The organism is Athalassotoga saccharophila, assembly GCF_009936215.1.
GTDB classification, from domain to species: domain Bacteria; phylum Thermotogota; class Thermotogae; order Mesoaciditogales; family Mesoaciditogaceae; genus Athalassotoga; species Athalassotoga saccharophila.
Genome location: NZ_AP019551.1, coordinates 1204945 through 1223266, shown reverse-complemented (window position 1 = coordinate 1223266; position 18322 = coordinate 1204945). Strand labels below are relative to the sequence as shown.

General features: G+C 36.8%; 16 protein-coding genes, 1 tRNA gene and 1 pseudogene. 10 read left to right on the top strand and 8 right to left on the bottom strand.

The annotated features are described in order from the left end of the window. Positions 1-2 precede the first annotated feature (2 nt). Genes ATHSA_RS06125 through ATHSA_RS06090 form a run of 8 tightly spaced genes read right to left on the bottom strand, consistent with a single transcriptional unit; the run spans position 3 to position 7302 of the window. On the bottom strand, positions 3-1094 hold the full coding sequence (locus ATHSA_RS06125; protein ID WP_161848243.1) for a lytic transglycosylase domain-containing protein: 1092 nt from the start codon (positions 1092-1094) through the stop codon (positions 3-5). Beyond that, positions 1091-1786 carry a 2-phosphosulfolactate phosphatase gene (locus ATHSA_RS06120; protein ID WP_161848242.1) on the bottom strand — a complete coding sequence of 232 codons (696 nt, stop codon included), beginning with the start codon at positions 1784-1786 and terminating at the stop codon, positions 1091-1093. The genes ATHSA_RS06125 and ATHSA_RS06120 overlap by 4 nt, the downstream gene beginning before the upstream one ends. Before the next feature lie 4 nt (positions 1787-1790). Then, positions 1791-2591 carry an energy-coupling factor transporter transmembrane component T family protein gene (locus ATHSA_RS06115; protein WP_161848241.1) on the bottom strand — a complete coding sequence of 267 codons (801 nt, stop codon included), beginning with the start codon at positions 2589-2591 and terminating at the stop codon, positions 1791-1793. After that, positions 2588-3064, bottom strand: coding sequence for a 2-C-methyl-D-erythritol 2,4-cyclodiphosphate synthase (gene ispF / locus ATHSA_RS06110; protein WP_161848240.1), 477 nt, complete (start codon positions 3062-3064; stop codon positions 2588-2590). The genes ATHSA_RS06115 and ispF overlap by 4 nt, the downstream gene beginning before the upstream one ends. After that, positions 3064-4152, bottom strand: a complete 1089-nt coding sequence (gene dnaN / locus ATHSA_RS06105; protein ID WP_161848239.1) for a DNA polymerase III subunit beta — start codon at positions 4150-4152, stop codon at positions 3064-3066. The genes ispF and dnaN overlap by 1 nt, the downstream gene beginning before the upstream one ends. 12 nt (positions 4153-4164) lie before the next feature. Continuing rightward, entirely contained in the window at positions 4165-5070 is a 906-nt protein-coding gene (locus ATHSA_RS06100; RefSeq protein ID WP_161848238.1) for a PD-(D/E)XK nuclease family protein, read from the bottom strand. Beyond that, positions 5037-6314: a lysine 2,3-aminomutase gene (kamA, locus tag ATHSA_RS06095; protein ID WP_161848237.1), complete on the bottom strand. Its 1278-nt coding sequence runs from the start codon at positions 6312-6314 to the stop codon at positions 5037-5039. The genes ATHSA_RS06100 and kamA overlap by 34 nt, the downstream gene beginning before the upstream one ends. A gap of 28 nt (positions 6315-6342) precedes the next feature. Then, positions 6343-7302, bottom strand: coding sequence for a DUF4384 domain-containing protein (locus ATHSA_RS06090; RefSeq protein ID WP_161848236.1), 960 nt, complete (start codon positions 7300-7302; stop codon positions 6343-6345). Between the two features lie 76 nt (positions 7303-7378). On the opposite strand from ATHSA_RS06090, the gene ATHSA_RS06085 reads away from it, so the two are divergent. The 10 genes and pseudogenes from ATHSA_RS06085 (at position 7379) to ATHSA_RS06040 (ending at position 18266) form a co-directional block, all read left to right on the top strand. Beyond that, positions 7379-7453, top strand: a tRNA-Glu gene (locus ATHSA_RS06085). Between the two features lie 254 nt (positions 7454-7707). Next, on the top strand, positions 7708-8814 hold the full coding sequence (locus tag ATHSA_RS06080) for an FkbM family methyltransferase (RefSeq protein ID WP_161848235.1): 1107 nt from the start codon (positions 7708-7710) through the stop codon (positions 8812-8814). A 1-nt stretch (position 8815) separates the two neighbouring features. Further along, the gene (locus tag ATHSA_RS06075; RefSeq protein ID WP_161848234.1) at positions 8816-9820 is read left to right on the top strand and encodes a mannose-1-phosphate guanylyltransferase; all 1005 of its coding nucleotides are present in this window, start codon (positions 8816-8818) and stop codon (positions 9818-9820) included. A gap of 218 nt (positions 9821-10038) precedes the next feature. Continuing rightward, positions 10039-11127: an IS630 family transposase gene (locus tag ATHSA_RS06070; protein ID WP_161848233.1), complete on the top strand. Its 1089-nt coding sequence runs from the start codon at positions 10039-10041 to the stop codon at positions 11125-11127. A gap of 146 nt (positions 11128-11273) precedes the next feature. Then, the gene (locus tag ATHSA_RS06065) at positions 11274-11861 is read left to right on the top strand and encodes a hypothetical protein (protein ID WP_161848232.1); all 588 of its coding nucleotides are present in this window, start codon (positions 11274-11276) and stop codon (positions 11859-11861) included. Positions 11862-11993: 132 nt separating this feature from the next. After that, positions 11994-12812 (top strand): annotated as a pseudogene (locus ATHSA_RS06060) (GDP-mannose 4,6-dehydratase); the annotation flags it as partial. Positions 12813-12817: 5 nt separating this feature from the next. Beyond that, positions 12818-13918, top strand: coding sequence for a glycosyltransferase family 4 protein (locus ATHSA_RS06055; RefSeq protein ID WP_161848230.1), 1101 nt, complete (start codon positions 12818-12820; stop codon positions 13916-13918). Further along, positions 13915-15027: a glycosyltransferase family 4 protein gene (locus ATHSA_RS06050; protein ID WP_161848229.1), complete on the top strand. Its 1113-nt coding sequence runs from the start codon at positions 13915-13917 to the stop codon at positions 15025-15027. Before ATHSA_RS06055 ends, ATHSA_RS06050 begins: the two co-directional genes overlap by 4 nt. Positions 15028-15111: 84 nt before the next feature. Further along, positions 15112-17193 carry a glycosyltransferase gene (locus ATHSA_RS06045; protein ID WP_161848228.1) on the top strand — a complete coding sequence of 694 codons (2082 nt, stop codon included), beginning with the start codon at positions 15112-15114 and terminating at the stop codon, positions 17191-17193. Then, positions 17190-18266, top strand: a complete 1077-nt coding sequence (locus ATHSA_RS06040; protein ID WP_161848227.1) for a glycosyltransferase family 4 protein — start codon at positions 17190-17192, stop codon at positions 18264-18266. The genes ATHSA_RS06045 and ATHSA_RS06040 overlap by 4 nt, the downstream gene beginning before the upstream one ends. Positions 18267-18322: the final 56 nt, after the last annotated feature.

The window sequence follows — 18322 nt, the reverse complement described above, 5'->3', positions numbered from 1 at the left end:
CTCTACCATCTTCCAGTCAAAGATAAATTGTAAGAGGTCGATGCGGAAAGGTTTTGCGCCCACAAATTAAGATAAATTTTGAAAAGGTGGAAAGAAACACCGTAATTTATCTGGCTTGATTGAGAAATCGATCCAAAGATTCTTTGATCCCAAAGATTTAAAATAAGAGATCCGGCAAAGCCATCTTTGTAATCCCCGACTATTACAGTTGCAGGCCCGAATGTGCCCGAAATTTCGACCTCATCAATGGGGGAGGAAGATGTGGTGGAGAAAGAAAAGATCGTATTCGAATGGTTAAAGGCAAGGTAAATGTTATTTCCAAGCGTTATTCTCCATATCCACGAAAGATTGACAGATGTTGAATTAAGGCTTACCTCGGGACAGATATCGATCTGGCCGGGAGGAAGTGGATAAGAAAGACCCATAGTTAAATTGCCAAGATTTCCGGAAAGAGGATTTTTGTACTCCACAAAAGCGCCAAGCCTCGCGTAAATGTCCGGATAAGACGGTGTGGAGGTGTAATTGGTAAGGTATTGCATTACCTCCGAGACGTAGGCCTGCGTTTCGGGATAAGGAGGTATGCCTCCGTAGTAGGAGACGGCCCCGGGCCCGGCGTTGTAAGCGGCTATGGCAAGTTGAAGGGAGTTAAACTGCTTTTGGTACAATTTTATGTAGTTAAGCGCTCCTGTAACGCTTTGAAATGGATCGTAAGGATTCTGAACGCCAAAGGCCGGCGCGGTCGATGGCATAAATTGCATCAATCCCTGCGCTCCCGAAGAGGAGAGAGAATAATTTTGAAATGCACTTTCTGCCTTTGCAATTGAGATCGCAATTGGAAGATCACTTTTGGATATAGGCAACTGGGAGAAATTCATCCACGGAATAGGTATCGTAAATCCAAATCCTCCCTCAACCCCATTTTCAGTTCCATATCCACCTTCATACCTTATGCCGGGATAATAATACAAAGAATAAGGCTGAACCGAAAGGGGCAAAAATGGCGTATCAACTGAAAATCCACCTATTATGGGAGATCCGAAAACAAAAAAAGCGGTACAAATGAACAAAACAGTCAAAGCAATAGTACGCTTCACCTTGCACCTCCAAAAAAGTTTATGTTATTAACGTCTGTTTTTAAAATCGGAACAGCATCATTCTCAACTAAAGATTCTTCTATATCCAAATACATTCCTATCTCTGAAAGGTACCTTCCATGGCGGGAAGTCTTCAAAACTTTAATGGAATCCCCCATCGCGATCTCGCGGGCAAGAATCCCGCCATCGTTGAGTCCCACCATATCGAAAAGGTTCAAAAATCTTCCTGCCGTGTATGTGTCCTCAAGAGAGACCTCTCCATGGCTTCCGGCACATACGATCAGCAAATTGTTTAAATTTTTAGAGTAATCGTATATCGCCCTGAGATTTGAAAGTGCCATCGCAACGACCGGACCATAACCTTTGTACCTTTCCACGGCTTTCGTTCCATTCGTTGTGGTGATTATAACATTTTTCCCTCCAACGCTTTCTTTCGTGAATTCAGATGGAGAATTTCCAAGATCGAAGCCCTTTATTTTGAAAGCCTTTCTCTCGCCGGCAAGGATTGCGTTCGGAACGATCTTTTTCAAAATTCTCGCTCTCGGAATCGAGATGGCCGGATAGACCGCCATTGCCCCTTCGTGAATCGCCCTCGAGATGACCGTCGTAGCCCTTAGAGTGTCTATTATTATGACAAGATCGTAAGAATCAAGACGGGGTTTAGACGGCAAAAGTAAAACCTCTGATCTCATCCTTTCACATCCTAACGACTAAAATGAATACAACGATGAACAAGCCAAATCCTATTATAAAATAATCCCTTTTTCTAAAGTGCATCTCTCTGAACTTTGTTCTTCCCTCGTACCCTCTGTAGCATCTCGCTTCCATCGCTATGGCCAGATCGTCCGCCATCTTCATAGATCCAACAAAGAGCGGGACTATCAAGGGTATCATCCCTTTCGCCCTTTGAATAAGGCCGCCCCTGTCAAAGGTTGCTCCTCTCGAAAGTTGGGCCCTTATTATGTGATCTGCCTCCATCGAAAGGACGGGAATGAATCTAAAGGCTATGCTCATCATCATCGAAAAATCGTGGGACCATTCGCGCGGGAATCTTAAAATCCTCATAAGCCCCTCTATTCCATCGGCGATCTGAATCGGAGAGGTTGTAAAGGTCAGCAAGGAGGCGGCGACTATTACGAGAACAAGTCTTAAGACTATGAAGACCGTATTGTAGATTGCCATATCTGTTATTCTCAGAGGGCCAAGGTCAAAAATGACATTGCCTCCTCCAGAGAATATCTGAAAGACTGCCGTCAGGACTATCAAAATCCACAAAGATTTAACGCCTTTTAGATAATAAAATGGGGATATCTTGCTTAAAAGCATCAAAAAAATCACAACGAGAGACAAAATCGCGTATTGGTAAAAATTCGTGGACAAAAAAATGGCCACTATGAAGATGATCATGAAGATCAACTTGCTTCGGGAGTCGGCCGAATGAAGGATGGAATTTTTCGGTATAAACTGACCTATCGTTATATTTCCTATAAAATTCATGTCGGTTCTTTCAAAAGGCAGATGGCCATCGCAGATGCGCCCTCTTTTCTTCCTATAAAGCCCATTCCCTCATTTGTCGTCGCCTTTATGCTTATCCTCGAGAAATTAACGTTTAAAGTTTCGGATATCTTCTTTTTCATCTCTTCTATGTATGGAGAGATCTTGGGCTCTTCCAACATGACCATAACATCTATATATTCTATCGAGAGATTCTCTTTGAGTATCATGTTCTTGACCTTCTCGAGTATCACCAAAGAAGAGATTCCCTTGTACCTTGGATCTGAAGGAGGAAAGTGGATCCCTATGTCTCCGAGCCCGCTCGCGCCGAGAATCGCGTCTGCTATAGCGTGAATTACAACGTCCGCATCGCTATGACCTTCAAGTTTTTTGACGTAAGGAATCTCAACTCCTCCGAGGATAACTTTGTTTCCGTCTACGAATCTGTGAGTGTCGTACCCTATACCGGCCCTCATTACAATCTCACCGGCATGATTATAAAGAAATAACCCTTAAGATCTACCGTATCGATCATAAGGGGTTTATTTGAATCGACAAAACTAAGTTGTATTTTGTCCTCGTCTGTGTGATTCAAAGCATCGAGAATGAAATTCGGATTAAAGGCTATCATTATAGGCTCTCCCTCCATCTGAATATCGACAACCTCCTCAGCCTCTCCCAAATCTGCACTCTTCGAGGAGATCTTCATTCTATCCTTTTCTATGTTGAACTTCACAGTCTCAGAGCCACTTCTCGTTATTATACTCACGCGCCTGACGGCCGATCTAAGTTCATTTCTATCAACGATGATCTTCGTTTTGAACTCGTCCGGAATGACCCTTTTGTAATTTGGAAATTCTGCATCGACTATCTTGCATATGAAGATCATGTTATCAAACTCGAATGAGATCTGCCTGTTCTCGAATTTCAAATTCACATCTTCCACATTCGTCAAAGACAAAACCCTCAAAAGTTCCTTTACGGCTCTCAAAGAAAGCAAGAAGTTTATCTCTATCTTCTCGTCTATCTTCCCCTCGACCAAAGCCATTCTAAATCCATCAACGGCAACGGCCCTCGAAATTCCATTCTCGATCTCTATGTAAACACCGTTAAGGTTTTTCATGTTCTCATCTGTTGCCGCGCTGAACGCAACCCTTTCAAGCATCGAATAAAGTTGTGTTCTTTTCATCGAAAATTCAATGCCATCTGACGGAACCTTAACATCCGGAAACTCGGCGCCATCCTGAATGAAAATTTGGAACTTGCTCTTTCCCGAAAGGATCTCAAGTTTCTGCCCGTCTATCGAAAATTTCACCTCTTTGTCGGGAAGACTCTTTACTATCTCGTTTATAGTCTTTGCGTCCACAACAAAGGATTTGTCTCCCTTAACATCTGGAATCTTCGATCTTACCGTGAACTCCATGTCGGTGGCTGTAAGGGTCAATCCATCCTTTAGATCGAAATGAACGCCATTGAGGATAGGTCTTATAGGTCTTGAAGCAACTGCTCTCGATAAAGAATCCAAATACGAAGAGAGTATTTCCCTGTTGAGAATGAATTCCATTTTGAGACCTCCTTAAGGATCGTAAAGCACATCAAAAACAATTATATCATTGAAAATACTTTTTAGTCCATCTATCAAAGTTGAAGGCGCTTCCTCTTTTGAAGATACCGAATTGACCGCTATTGCCAAGATCTTTATCTCGTTGATCACAAAAAAATCTCCCTCTCCCAAGACAAAATCGGCCGAAGGAACAACGACGGAGGATTTTATTCGGGAAAATGTGAATTGATCGATCACGCGCGGAATATATACAAAATCGGCATCATTTGAGATCTTTATCGCCTCTTCTATCCGGTCAGGATCGAAGATCTTTTCATCCCTTCCCATCAAGACGATGGAATCTTTGTGAGGTAGAATTTTCTCCTCGATCTCGGGATCGACCTTCTTTGCCATCAATCTCTTTATCTTTCTCGCGTTTGATTTGATATCTCCCGAGGCCGTCCCGCAAACGATTATATTCGCGTCCATGTAAGGCGCGATCCCCACCCGGCCAAAGGCGCCATCGATTATAACCTTATCGCAGAATTCAAGAAGGTAATCGGCCATATCATTCGTAAAATCAAATCCTCCAACTCGCGCGACCTGAATTTGAGTGTCTATTCTCGCCATCACAAGAGCAAATCTTCCCGCGACAAGATCGAATGTGTCGATTATCTCGAGATTTCCTCCGACAAATTCGTAAGGGATCACGGCAAAATTTCCCCTTTTCAAATTTATCGGAGGCTTCTTCGTCCCGTAGAGGACGTCTCTTTCTTCACCATCCCTACCTATAGTCAAAATGCACACGTTAGAAAGATTGCCGGCAAGATAATTGACAACCGTCGTCTTGCCGACATTTTTGGCAAGGCCTATGACCGCTATCTTTTTGTATTTCTCAATCTCTTTTAAGACCCTTTCTTTGTCTTTGATTGCTTCCAAAGGTTTATGCGTTTTCTCCTTTCATTGCCGTATGGGATCAAAAATTTGTGCGTTCCTTCAAGAAGGCCCGAAATCCCGACCATGCTTTGCTCGGATTTGTCTATGTAATTTTGATCGCACGAAGGCTTGTAATCGTCTGGCTCTTCATAGGTAAAGATCCCGCCTTCGTAATTTCTCAACACGACCTTTCCCGCGCCCATTGAGATAAGATACTGTGGCTCAATCGGTATCTTTCCACCCCCGCCGGGCGCATCTATAACGTATGTCGGAACAGCGAAGCCCGACGTGTGACCTCTTAAATACTCTATTATCTCTATTCCACGCGCCACCGAGGTGCGGAAATGAGAAAGACCTTCTGAGAGATCGCACTGGTAAATGTAATACGGCCTTACACGATTTTTGACGAGAAGATGGACGAGTTTTTTCATAACCTGAGGGCAGTCATTGACACCTCTCAAAAGCACCGACTGATTTCCGAGAGGAATTCCAGCGTCTGCAAGTTTGGCAAGGGCCCTCTCTGAGTCGGGTGTAAATTCATTTGGATGGTTGAAATGCACATTCACCCAGATGGGGTGGTATTTCTTGAGCATATTCACAAGTTCGTCGGTAATCCTTTGAGGCATGACGACTGGCGTTCTCGTTCCTATCCTTACTATTTCGACATGTTTGATCGATCTGAACTTCTTTATTATCAACTCAAGCCTTTCGGTTGAAAGGGTAAATGGATCTCCTCCGGACAAAAGCACATCTCTTATCTCTGGATGGACAGAGACATATTCGGCCATCGCGTCTATCTTGTCGAGAGGCATCGGCATATCCGTCTCTCCGGCCTTCCTTCTTCTCGTGCAATGCCTGCAGTACATCGAGCACTGGTCTGTAACAAGTGCGAGCACGCGATCCGGGTATCTGTGAGTAAGACCGTAGACGGGAGAGTCGACATCCTCAAACAATGGATCTCTACTCTCATTCGGGGCCTTGTAAAGTTCATTCATGGTCGGAACGGCTTGCTTTCTTATCGGATCCTTTGGATCGTCGATGTTTATAAGCGTCGCATAGTAAGGCGTTATGGCCATTCTTAAATGTTTGAGGCTTGTAGTTATTGCCCTCTTTTCGTCATCGTCCAAAGGAATTACCTGAGAAAGTTTTTCTGCGTCCATTATCCTGTTTGCGATCTGCCAATGCCAGTCATTCCACTGTTCTTCGCTTACATCCTTCCATATAGGTATTTCCTTGTAATTTCTCATACGCTTCCTCCTCTATAATCTATACAATCTAAAAACTCAATCTGTATAAATTGAAATTGAAATTCTGATTTTGATTGACGGAAATCTGTGTAACTATCGTCGAATAATCGGGCTTTACTATCGTTATCTGATAACTTCCTGCCGCCAAATTCACAACACACGGAGAGATGCCAAGCATCCTGCCATTTACGAAGATCATCGCCCCCGACGGTGATGTGTTGAAATTCACACTGAAATTAGCACTTTGTTGGGGATAGAACGAGACTCGGACAGTGTTGTAAGTGTTTGGGTTGACATGAAAGGTCTTTGAAATGTTTGTATTGTTGTACCAGAAAACGGCAAGATGGTCTCCCTCGGCAAGTTGCAAGTCGAGAGGCGTTATTCCTTCATAAATACCGTCGACGTAAAGCGTTGCACCCGCAGGCTGGGATTCAAAATGAACGATCCCGGTGGAAGGAACAAAACCCACGTAAAAATACGTTACGCCCACGGCCACAGTCTTTCCGGTTATATCGAGTTTTAACTTTTGCAAATAATTTGGACCATCTGGGATCTCTCCGAAAGCCTTATTCGAAGGGACAGGAGGCTGAATAACTGGCGTTGTCGAGGCTATAGCCTCTATTATCTCGCGCCCATTTGGACCCGAGACCGTGAGATTGTAATCGTAATTTGGATTGGGTATGACGTAGACCATTCCGCCTCTTACAAAATTGTCTCGCTGAAAGAAGTTGGGAAAGATAACCCTTACATTTCCATCTGTTGTGTAGTCATATATCGTAACGTAGGCATTCTGGGAAGTTTTAAAATATATATGGATGTTATCTCCCGGATAATAGGTGGCCCCCGCGGGCCTATCTGTCCATACACTTATAGTCAGAGAAGAAGGCTGGGTCGGGGTTATGATTATATCCTGCACGCTTGCGTCGGCGTATAGCGAGACGACAAGCACGGACATCATCGCGAGTGTAAAAAGCAAGGCTCTCTTCATACACGCTCCCCTCCTCAAACGAATTTTAACATGCTTTTATTTTGAAAGAAACACATAACTATGATATCATATTTTTGGCCCTATCGGATAGTGGCTAGTCCGTCTGGTTCTCAGCCAGAAGACCGGGGTTCGATTCCCCGTAGGGCTGCCAGAACTCCTCGAAAAGAGGGGTTTTTTCATAAATCGGCAAATAGCGGATAGATTGCCCATTTTCAATTTTACTCTTTTTAAAACTTTTGGTATAATAAAAGCAATTTGGGTTCGATTCGAAATTTTCGGCTTCTCAGTCTTTTCGCATTGCTCATTGTACATTGTCTTTACATTGTTCATTTGTACAATTTTCCATTTTTGTATTGTCCATTGTACACTTTTCAATTTTCTATTCTAACGTTGGGAGGATATTTCGTGTCTCACACAAAAGATTTAATCGATGAAGCAGTGGAAAAGGTTCATGAACATCTTGAAAAAGAAAACGATAAACAAATGTCAGACTACGAACCATTTAAGAAAGTGCGCAGAACCAACATAAACAAATTCACCGAGAAATTTGGTGTGCATGTTACAAAGACAAACCAATGGAGAAAAATTCAAAAAGAGTCTTCAAAATTTGTTTATTCCTACTTTGATAAGAAAAGTTGTATAGAATTCTACAATCTTGCCGTTAGAGATCCTGAATCTTTTGACCGATTCTACGATATGCTCGAAGACGAAAATTCAAGAAAAGAGTACGATTGGTTTGTAAAATATAGAGTCGCTTACGCGTTTTTAGGAGAAGGTGCTGCTTACGAATTGTTTACTCCCCGCATCACAAAAGAACAATCTGAAAAATTGTCAAAATCGATCAAATTCAAAGACTTTTACGCAGAAATAGACGGATTTAAAATTAAAGTTGAAAGCCCGGGTCCTATTTCTGCTGCATTTCTTATCGAGCAATATAGACTTCCAAATTTAGTTGAGCCATCAAAAGGAGACGTTATTTTAGATGTCGGTGCTTACATTGGAGACACAGCGTTTTGGTTTAGAAAATATGTTGGAGAAAGTGGAAAAGTTTATGCGTTTGAGCCTTCAAGCAATAATTTTAAGATTCTCGAAGAGAATGTAAAGCAAAACAATGTTCAAAATATTTTTCCTTTAAAGATGGCACTAAGTGATAACGAGGCCACTTTATCTATAGAATCTGGATGGGGTGGAAAGAGTAACTTGTCTTCTGAAGGGAGTGAGAAAGTTAAGGTTACGATGATAGACAAATTTGTAGAAGATCAAAAATTAGATCACGTTGATTTCATAAAAATGGATATAGAAGGTGCCGAACTTGGTGCACTAATGGGCGGAGAAAGGACGATAAAAAAGTTCAAACCCAAACTTGCGATTTGTGTTTATCACAAAGGAGATGATCTTATCACGATACCGAATTACATAAAGTCTGTCAATAAAGATTACAAATTTTATTTGAAGCATAATACGGAAAGCTTTCCAGATACAGTTCTGTACGGAAACGAGCAGAGATTTTAACATGTCCACAAAAGTTTTGATATTGGCCGGTGGGTCCGGCACAAGATTTTGGCCGAAATCAACCAAAGACAAACCAAAGCAATTTTTGAAGATCACATCGGATAAAACCATGATCCAGGAAACTGTTGATAGAATTCGAACTTTAGTTAATTCAAAAGATGTTTATGTAATATCGAATGCAAACCATTCAAATCATATCCTCGATCAATTGAAAATAGAAAAAGATAACCTTTTACTTGAGCCAGAAGGGAAAAATACCGCCGCCGCAATTGCTTTTGGAATATCAAAAATGAATTCTAATGATATTGTCATAGTATTACCTTCAGATCATTACATTCATGACGAAAAATCTTACATAGATATTCTAAAGAAAAGCGCAGAGTTTGTATCACAACACGATGTGATAGTAACGATTGGAATAAAGCCAACTAAGCCCGAGACTGGATATGGATACATTGAAGTGGATAAATCGATCTTTGATAAAGATTTTGTACCTGTAAAGAGGTTTCACGAAAAGCCGAATTTAGAAACGGCATATCATTATATCGAGTCAGGAAATTTCTTCTGGAATGCAGGAATATTCATATTCAAAGTATCGGCTATGAAAAAAGCATTCAAAGAATTTTTGCCGGATATGTATAAATTATTTTTTGAATCAAAGAAAGACATAAAAGAAATTTACAAATTGATAGAATCGATTTCGATAGATTATGGCATAATGGAAAAGGCAAACAACATCTTCATGATCCCCGGAAACTTTGGCTGGAGCGATGTTGGCAGTTGGGATGCGTTGTACGATCTTTTAGAAAAAGACAAAGATGGAAATTTTTCTGACGCGAAACAAGTGGTTTTTAGAGATGCTAAAAATTGTGGGATCTTTGCAGAAGGAAAGACAGTTGCAATATCTCATCTCGAAGATATAATAGTTGTCGTGGACGGAGACAAAATTTTGATAACCAAACGCGGCACAACTCAGGATGTGAAGAATATAAAATTTGATTCGTAAAATAAATTTATGGAGGTAGAGATAGATGTTTGAAAGAATAAAAAAAATTATAACAAATTATTATAGTAAGTTAGATAATATTTCCACAATTCTTTCTAAGCAGTATCTAAATCAATTAAGTTCAAACCCTATTTATAAAAATGAAGGAAGATTAGAACTCTATGAATATAAAGTATACTAAATCTCTTTTAAAAGTGAATTTATGGTAGAATTAAAGCATGATACCGAGAAATCAAAGATTGTCAGATGAAGAACTAAGAAAATTAATTGAAATTTATAAACAAATGAAGAATTCAAGTGCGGCTAGAACAAGAATTCATTGTGTTATTCTTTGGGGCAAAGGCTATGAATGGGAAACTATAAAAGACGTACTAATGATATCTGACGTCATGATACAAGAAGTCATTGAAAAATACAAGATATTCGGTGCCGATGTTTTGATAGAAAATCATTACGAAGGACATAACAACAAAATGACCGCTCAAGAGGAAAAAGCAGTTATAGCATTTGTAAGGACTCATTTTGTACGAAACACGAGAGTAGTCATAAACTGGATAAAAGGGCATTTTGGAAAAGTGTATACCGAACAAGGGATGCAGGAGTTTCTGAATGCGCATGGATTTGTATATAAGAAGCCAAAGGGCGTACCCGGGAAACATCCAAGCGTGGAAGTACAAAAAGTAATCATAAACGAATTAACTGGTAGGATTGAGGAATGCTCTGGTGATGAAGAAAAGCAGATATTTTTTGTTGATGGTTCTGGATTCGACCATAACGTCAAAATAGGATACGGCTGGATTGAAAAAGGCAAAGAACAATTTATTAAGACGAACACAGGCAGAGAAAAGATAAATGTTAATGGAGCCTACAATCCCGTGAATCAGAAAGTAATTTGCATAGAGCATGAAGAAAACGTAAATCAACAATCGAACATTAAATTGGTGGACAAGATCATAGAAAACAGTTTTACGGACCTATGGATGAGGCGGAAGCGGAAATTATTTCTTGTGATGGACAACGCGAAATACAATCACGGGAAGTTATTCATAGAACATCTCAAACAGATAAGCAAAGAAAAAGGAATTAAGATAGAAGAGATATATTTACCGCCTTACTCACCGAACCTGAATCTGATAGAAAGGCTGTGGAAATATTCGAAAAATGTGTTATTGCAGGTCTATTATGAAAAGAAAGAGAAATTCAAATCGAAGATAAAAGAATTCTTTGAAGAAGACGTAAAAGACAAGTTGATAAAATTGGAATTGAAGACTTTCATAGGTACTGCTTTTCAGATCATAAGTGGGTAACACTTCACTTTTAAATTTGAACTAGTATATATTCACAAAATAGTGAAGATGGCATAATACATGAAATATTCAAAAGAGTTGGTATTAAAGAAAACACTTTTTTCGAAATAGGTATAGAAACAGGAATTGAATGTAATACACATTTTTTGCTGGCTTGTGGATGGAAAGGCATTTGGGTAGATGGAAATCAACCTTATGTTCAGCAAGCAAATATAAATTTTAAGCATTACATAGAAACTGGAAAACTCGAAATTATTAATTCGTTTATAACGAAAGATAATATAAATAAATTGCTTTCTAAAGCTGGAAAAGAAGTTGATTTACTTTCGATAGATATTGACGGTAATGATTTTTATATATGGGAAGCTATAGATAACGATAAATTTAGTCCAAGGGTTGTTATTATTGAATATAACGGGTCTATACCTCCGGAAATAGCTTTGGTACAACCATATATAGAAAACTTTAAATGGAATGGTAGTAATGATTCTGGCGCATCTTTGAAAGCATTAGAAATTTTAGGCAAAGAAAAAGGTTATTATTTAGTAGGAACGGGCATAACCGGAGTTAATGCTTTTTTTGTTCGTAAAGATTTATGGTCTGAAAAATTATTTTCAGTTCCACCAACAGCTGAAAATTTATACAATCCGGCTCGATATGAATTATTATCAGCAGGAGCTTATAAAGTAGGGCACAGACCAGCACCATCGAAATTTATAAATATACCAAAATAATTCTTTGGCTTTTTTAAAACTGAAGACTAATCGATGATAAAGTATAAATCTTTTTGTGTGTGAGGTGAAATTATTCCCAAAATAGATCTTAGATGATATTTTTATGTCTTGATATATGTGAAGGAAGTCTGTATGAAAAGGGCTTTTATAACAGGGATAACAGGTCAGGATGGAGGCTACCTTGCAGAATTACTTTTAGAAAAAGGATACGAAGTTTATGCACTGTATAGAAGAAGCAGTAATCAACGTTTTGGCAGAGTTGAGGGCATATTAAATAAAATACACTTGATAGAAGGCGATTTAACGGATGATGCTTCTTTGATAAATGCAATCGAAGTTTCGAAACCTGATGAGGTATACAACTTAGCTGCACAAAGTTTTGTAGGCGTATCCTGGAAAGAACCTATTTTTACAGCGGAAGTTAATGCGCTTGGCGTTACAAGATTACTTGAATCGATAAGATTGAAAAAATCTGATGCAAGGTTTTATCAGGCCTCAACAAGTGAATTATTTGGACTTGTTCAAGAAGTTCCACAAAAAGGGACGACTCCATTTCATCCGAGATCGCCATATGGCGTGGCAAAGTTATATGGATATTGGATAACTGTCAACTACAGAGAAAGTTATAAAATGTTTTCATGCAACGGCATACTTTTCAATCACGAATCTCCAAAAAGGGGAATAAAGTTCGTTACAAGAAAAATATCAAAAGCCGTTGCAGAAATTTATCGTGGCGAGAGAGAATTTTTATCCTTGGGCAACTTAGATGCTAAACGTGATTGGGGATATGCTGGAGATTACGTGAAAGCCATGTGGCTCATGCTTCAACAAGAAGAACCAGATGATTTTGTTATAGCATCAGGAGAAACTCATACAGTCAGAGAGTTTGTTGAAAAAGCATTTAAAGTTGTAAATATAGAAATAGCGTGGAAAGGCAAAGGAGTAAATGAGGAGAAATGAATAAAATATTAGTTGATGCGAGTGTTGTCTCAGATTTGAATACTTATTTTACCGGCATTGGATGGTATACTTTTAACATATTAAAAAATGTTCAACCGGACAAACGGAAGTTCATTACTTTGTTTAATCCATATGATATTAAACCGTGGGATTTCAATGGTACATATAACACTTATAACTTAAACATAAATAGAAAACTTGGAACTTTAAGATTTTTTGCTTTTGGTGGTTTTAAGATAAATAAACTCGGCCATAACGTTTATTGGGCACCGAATTTTGTAATACCAAGATTTATAAGTTCTAATACAAAATGTATTGTTACAGTTCATGATCTAACCCCATTTAAACATACAGATGATTCGATTATGATTACAAATTTTGAACAAAAGATTAAAAATGATTTTTTTATATCAAATATAAAGAACTCAATAAAAAGAGCAGATATAGTTACATCAGTATCTCAATCGTCCGCAAATGAAATAAAAGATTTTTTTAAGTTAAAAAATATAGAAGTTGTTACTCCTGCTTACGATAAAACATTATTTAAGCCAATAATCAATTCTAAAGAATTATTTTATAATAAATACAAATTAGATAAGCGTTTTATTTTAATTGGTAATATGAAATATCCTCGTAAGAATTTTAACTTTGTTATAGAAGCGTTCAAAAAAGTTAAAATTGAGGGATTACTTTGTGTTTTTGGGACATTAACAAATGAACAGGTTGAATTTGCTCAAAGGGAACTTGGAGATAAATTTAAACATCTTGGATATGTTGATGAAAAAGATTTGCCTATGATTTATTCCGCAGCAAATGCTTTTGTAGCACCTTCAAAAATGGAAGGATTTGATATGCCACCTTTAGAAGCGAGAGCATGTGGTACAAAAGTAATAGCATCGGATATACCTGTCCATCGAGAAGTACTTGAAAATGAAGCAGAATACTTTATGCTAAATGATCTTGAAAAACTTTCGAAACTTATTTCAGATGTTTTTAGTGTAGATAAAATTATCGAACCTTCCAAAATAATAGAAAAATATGACTGGAAACACTCAGCAGATAAAATGATAAAAATATTTGAGGGAGATAACATATGAAAATAGGTATTGATGTAAGACATTTAACCGGCCCATTTTCTGGGATACCTTCCTACACATTGAGAAATATAAAGGCTTTAGAAAGTGAATCGGCAATAGAGTTCATTTTTTTTAGCGATGTGAAACCATCTGATATTTTTAATCTTAAAGAGACAAACATGAAAATTTACGGTAGCAAATTGAAACACGCAAGACATTTATGGAAGTATCATAGATTCATTTGCAAAGTCGTCAAAGAGGAAAAAATAGATTTATTATGGTTCACAACAACAGAGATGGCTCATTGTAAAAATCGTAATTTCAAGATTATTGTTACTGTACATGATGCTATACCAATTATAAATCCGGAATTTCACGATTTGATCGGCAAATTAAGGTTTTACTTCCATTTGAAAGATGTGATTAAGCACTCTTGTGGGATTATATATATTTCTAAATGGTCAAAAGATGTCGTTCATAAATTATATGATTCAAAAAAAATAAATGGATTAGAGACAGTTATTCCACCAATAATAACTGAAAAACTTTTTATTATTAATGATAAGAATGATAAAGTGAAGGATCTTGATCATACTTTAGACAGTAAAGATCATTTTCTTTTTTTCTTAGGTGCTCTTGGAAGAAGGAAAGGAACATTTTTGATAAAAGAAGTTGCCAAAATTCAGAAGAATACAAATTTCGTTCTTGCTGGTAGAAAAACAAATGATTATGATGAATTGTTAAGAGATAAAGCCGATAATCTTGTCATTTTAGAAGGAATTTCAGATTATGAAAGACAATTTCTTCTTTCAAAGTGTGATGCTTTCATCTTTCCGAGTTATGCTGAAGGATTTGGTATGCCAATTGTTGAAGCAATGTTAGCCGGTAAAGTAGTTATTTGTTCTGACTTGCCGATATTTAAGGAAATAACAGAAGGGAATGCAATTTTTTTTAAAACAGGAGATGTTGAAGATTTTTCTAAGGCAATAACAAGATTTTATTCTATGAGCGAGGAAGAAAAGGATAAAATGATAAAAAAAGGTTTTGAAATTTCTAAAAAATATTCAGAAGAAGTTGTGAAAAACAAATTAATTGAGTTTTTCAATCAGGTACTTACCGAAACAAGGTGAATTTATGATAATTACAACTCTTGATCAAATAACTAATCTTAAAAATGAAAATGTTTTTGATTTTGAAAAAAGGAGATAGTTGATGTGTCACAAGATTTATTTATCAGCGTTATTATTCCAACTTTTAACCGTGAATGGTGCTTACAAAGAGCAATTTCTAGCGTCCTTAATCAATCTTATAAGAATTATGAACTTATAATAATTGATGATCATTCTGCGGATAATACTGAAGAATTAGTTAAAAGTTATGTAGACAAAATTATATACAAAAGACTCGAAAAAAATTATGGTGTTAATTATGCGAGAAATCGTGGATATGAAATTGCATGTGGAGATATACTTGTGTTCTTAGATAGCGATGATGAATTGTTACCTAAGGCTTTAGAAACGATTGCCAATGATTTTACACAACATAACGATGCTTCTTTAATAGCTTATAATTGTATTGATAGCATAACGGGTTTTAAAACTTCAAATATAAAATCAGGATTTGGAAATTATAAAGACTTTGTTTGTGGAAAAATTCATGGCGAGTTATTTCAAATAATAAAAAGTGATGTTATGAAAAATTACAAATTTCCAGAATTTGTCAATGGCGTTGAAAGCTTATTTTGGTTTGAAATTTGGAAAAATTACAAAGTTTATATCTCTGAAGATGCTCTAAGAATTTATCATACTGAAACAATAGGCAGTATAATGAAATCTGCATCACGAAATAAATTATTGACTTTTGGATTAGCAAGGGAAAAACTAATTCAGGAATTTGGTAATGACATAAAAAACGCTTGCTTAAATAGTTATTTAAAATTTTTATACATAACAGGTCTTGAACTAGCAATGGGTGGATTGAAAAATAAAGGTATCGACTATCTTAAAAATTCTTATTCCATATCTAAAAATATGAAAACAATTTCAATTATCATCTTTACACGTATTTTTGGATCCGAAATTTTGAGATTAATGTTTTCTATTAAAAAATCTTATTTAAATATAATAAGATCACATTTTAAAAGAAACAAAAAGAGTGTGCAATTTTTTCATTTAACCTATGTAATAGGTAGTCTTGGCGCGGGTGGTGCCGAAAAACTCGTTTGTGATCTTGCAGTTGGACTTGATAAAGATAAATTCAAAGTTTCAATAATTGCCCTCGGAAGTTACAGCGATAAAGAATTTGAAAGAAAAAGAGTGGAATCTTTAAGGCAGAATGGTGTTGAAGTTATAATAATTCCAAAAAAAGCACATGGAAATAGGTTTAGATCAATTATCAATTTGAGAAAAATTTTAAAAAGAGATCGTCCGAATATCATTCATGCCCATCTTTTTACAGGAATGTTCTATGCAAAAATGGCCAGTTGGGGTATGAAGATACCGATTATAGCAACGTATCATAGCACTTCTGGCTTTGGAATTAAAGACAAAATTTTTGCCATTATTTTTGCGAAACACTTTAAAAAAATCGTAGCCGTCTCAAAAGGGGTAAAAGATTTTATACAGAGTTATTTCAAAATACCATCATCTAAAATAACTGTTATATACAATGGAATCGAAACCAAGAGATTTATGATCGATAAGAAAAGTTACTCTGGGAATGATAATGTGATATTTGCGTCTGTAGGAAGACTTGTGGAGCAAAAAGGTTATCTTACTTTAATTAAAGCATTGATATATCTAAAATCTCAAAAAGGTGTGAATAATTTTGAATTCAAAATCGCAGGAGATGGCCCATTAAAAAAAGATTTACTGCAAATGGTCCATGATAATTCTTTGGAAAATAACATTGAATTTGTTGGCAATATCACAAATGTTCCGGAGTTTTTAGCTGAAAGTGATATTTTTGTTATGCCTTCGTTGTATGAAGGGTTCGGAATAGCTTTGGTAGAAGGCATGGCATCTGGCAAACCTGTTATTGTAAGTAATTTAGATGTTTTCAAGGAAGTTCTTGATTTGAAGAACGTGAATTTAGATTCGAATTATCTTGTTACTAACTATGGTCTTATTTTTAAGACAAACGATCTCCAATCTCTTGCCGATTCAATAAAATGGATGTTAGAACACAAAGAAAAATGGTCAGAATTTTCACAGAACGCCCGAAATAGGGCAAAAGAGTTTGACATATCTAAGACAATTTCTGAACATGAAAAGATCTATGAGGAAATTTTAAGATGAATAAAATAAAATTGCTTATCTTTGCTCCTCAATCAATTCATACAAGAAAATGGGTGGAACCATTTTTAAATGATAATGATTTTGAAGTTTTAGTAGTTTCTTTTGATTTAGGGAATAGAGAAATTTTAAACGGTCTTCCCGCAAAAACTGTAAAAAGCAAATTCGGTAAATTTGGATATTTCTTTAGTGTCAATAAGTTCAAAAAAATTTTTGATGAATTCAAACCAGACTTGATTCATGCGCATTTTGTAACGAGTTATGGGTACATAGCATCAAAAATTGGATTTCATCCTCTTGTACTATCTGCATGGGGTTCTGATATAACGCTTGCCGAAAAAAGTTCTTTAAGAAGAAGAATTGTCAGAAGTGTTCTAAATTCTTCAGATTATGTGAATTTTGCTGGTGAATATCTCAAAGATATGGCCATCAAAATTGGTTTTGATCTAAAGAAGCCTCATGACGTGTTTCAATACGGTGTCGATACTCAGAATATAGTTAAATATAGAAAACCTATAGATGACAGAGAAAATTTAATTATAAGTCCAAGAGGATTCGCAGAGGTTTACAATGTAAAAAATCAAATATTGGCCATGAAAAATGTTGTTGAAAAAAATTCAACGGCCAAGTTGTTTATGTATGGAGGCGGAGATAGTTCTAAAGCAAAAAAATTAGTCGATGAATTACATTTAAATGATAGCGTGAAGATCATCGGAAAAGTTGATCAAAATACCTTGTGGAGTCAGATTGGTAAATCCTTGATAGTGCTTTCAGTTCCTTTCAGAGACGGAACTCCTCTTAGTTTACTTGAATCAATGGCTCTTGGTGCTTTTCCGGTAGTTTCAAAAATTCCTCCAAATGAAGAATGGGTAGAAGACAGAAAAAATGGTTTATTGGTAGATGAAGACTCTCCAGAGGAAATTGCCAAAGCTATAAATTTAGCGCTTGAAAATTCGGAGATAATCAGATCATCTTTTGATTGTAACCTCGAAATAATTCGTCTGAGAGCAGATTATCTCAAAAATATACAAAAAATAAAGGAAATTTATAAATCGTATTTTAAATACAGAGGGTAAACATGAATATATTTATTTTTTCGAATATGACATTTACGAAATTCATCGGTGGTGTT

Excerpts from the sequence above, each read along its gene's own strand:
- kamA (WP_161848237.1), bottom strand. The coding sequence starts at position 6,314 with ATGAGAAATTACAAGGAAATACCTATATGGAAGGATGTAAGCGAAGAA.
- ATHSA_RS06075 (WP_161848234.1), top strand. The coding sequence starts at position 8,816 with ATGTCCACAAAAGTTTTGATATTGGCCGGTGGGTCCGGCACAAGATTT.
- ATHSA_RS06120 (WP_161848242.1), bottom strand. The coding sequence starts at position 1,786 with ATGAGATCAGAGGTTTTACTTTTGCCGTCTAAACCCCGTCTTGATTCT.
- ATHSA_RS06070 (WP_161848233.1), top strand. The coding sequence starts at position 10,039 with ATGATACCGAGAAATCAAAGATTGTCAGATGAAGAACTAAGAAAATTA.
- ATHSA_RS06055 (WP_161848230.1), top strand. The coding sequence starts at position 12,818 with ATGAATAAAATATTAGTTGATGCGAGTGTTGTCTCAGATTTGAATACT.
- ATHSA_RS06050 (WP_161848229.1), top strand. The coding sequence starts at position 13,915 with ATGAAAATAGGTATTGATGTAAGACATTTAACCGGCCCATTTTCTGGG.
- ispF (WP_161848240.1), bottom strand. The coding sequence starts at position 3,064 with ATGAGGGCCGGTATAGGGTACGACACTCACAGATTCGTAGACGGAAAC.
- ATHSA_RS06115 (WP_161848241.1), bottom strand. The coding sequence starts at position 2,591 with ATGAATTTTATAGGAAATATAACGATAGGTCAGTTTATACCGAAAAAT.
- dnaN (WP_161848239.1), bottom strand. The coding sequence starts at position 4,152 with ATGGAATTCATTCTCAACAGGGAAATACTCTCTTCGTATTTGGATTCT.
- ATHSA_RS06090 (WP_161848236.1), bottom strand. The coding sequence starts at position 7,302 with ATGAAGAGAGCCTTGCTTTTTACACTCGCGATGATGTCCGTGCTTGTC.
- ATHSA_RS06040 (WP_161848227.1), top strand. The coding sequence starts at position 17,190 with ATGAATAAAATAAAATTGCTTATCTTTGCTCCTCAATCAATTCATACA.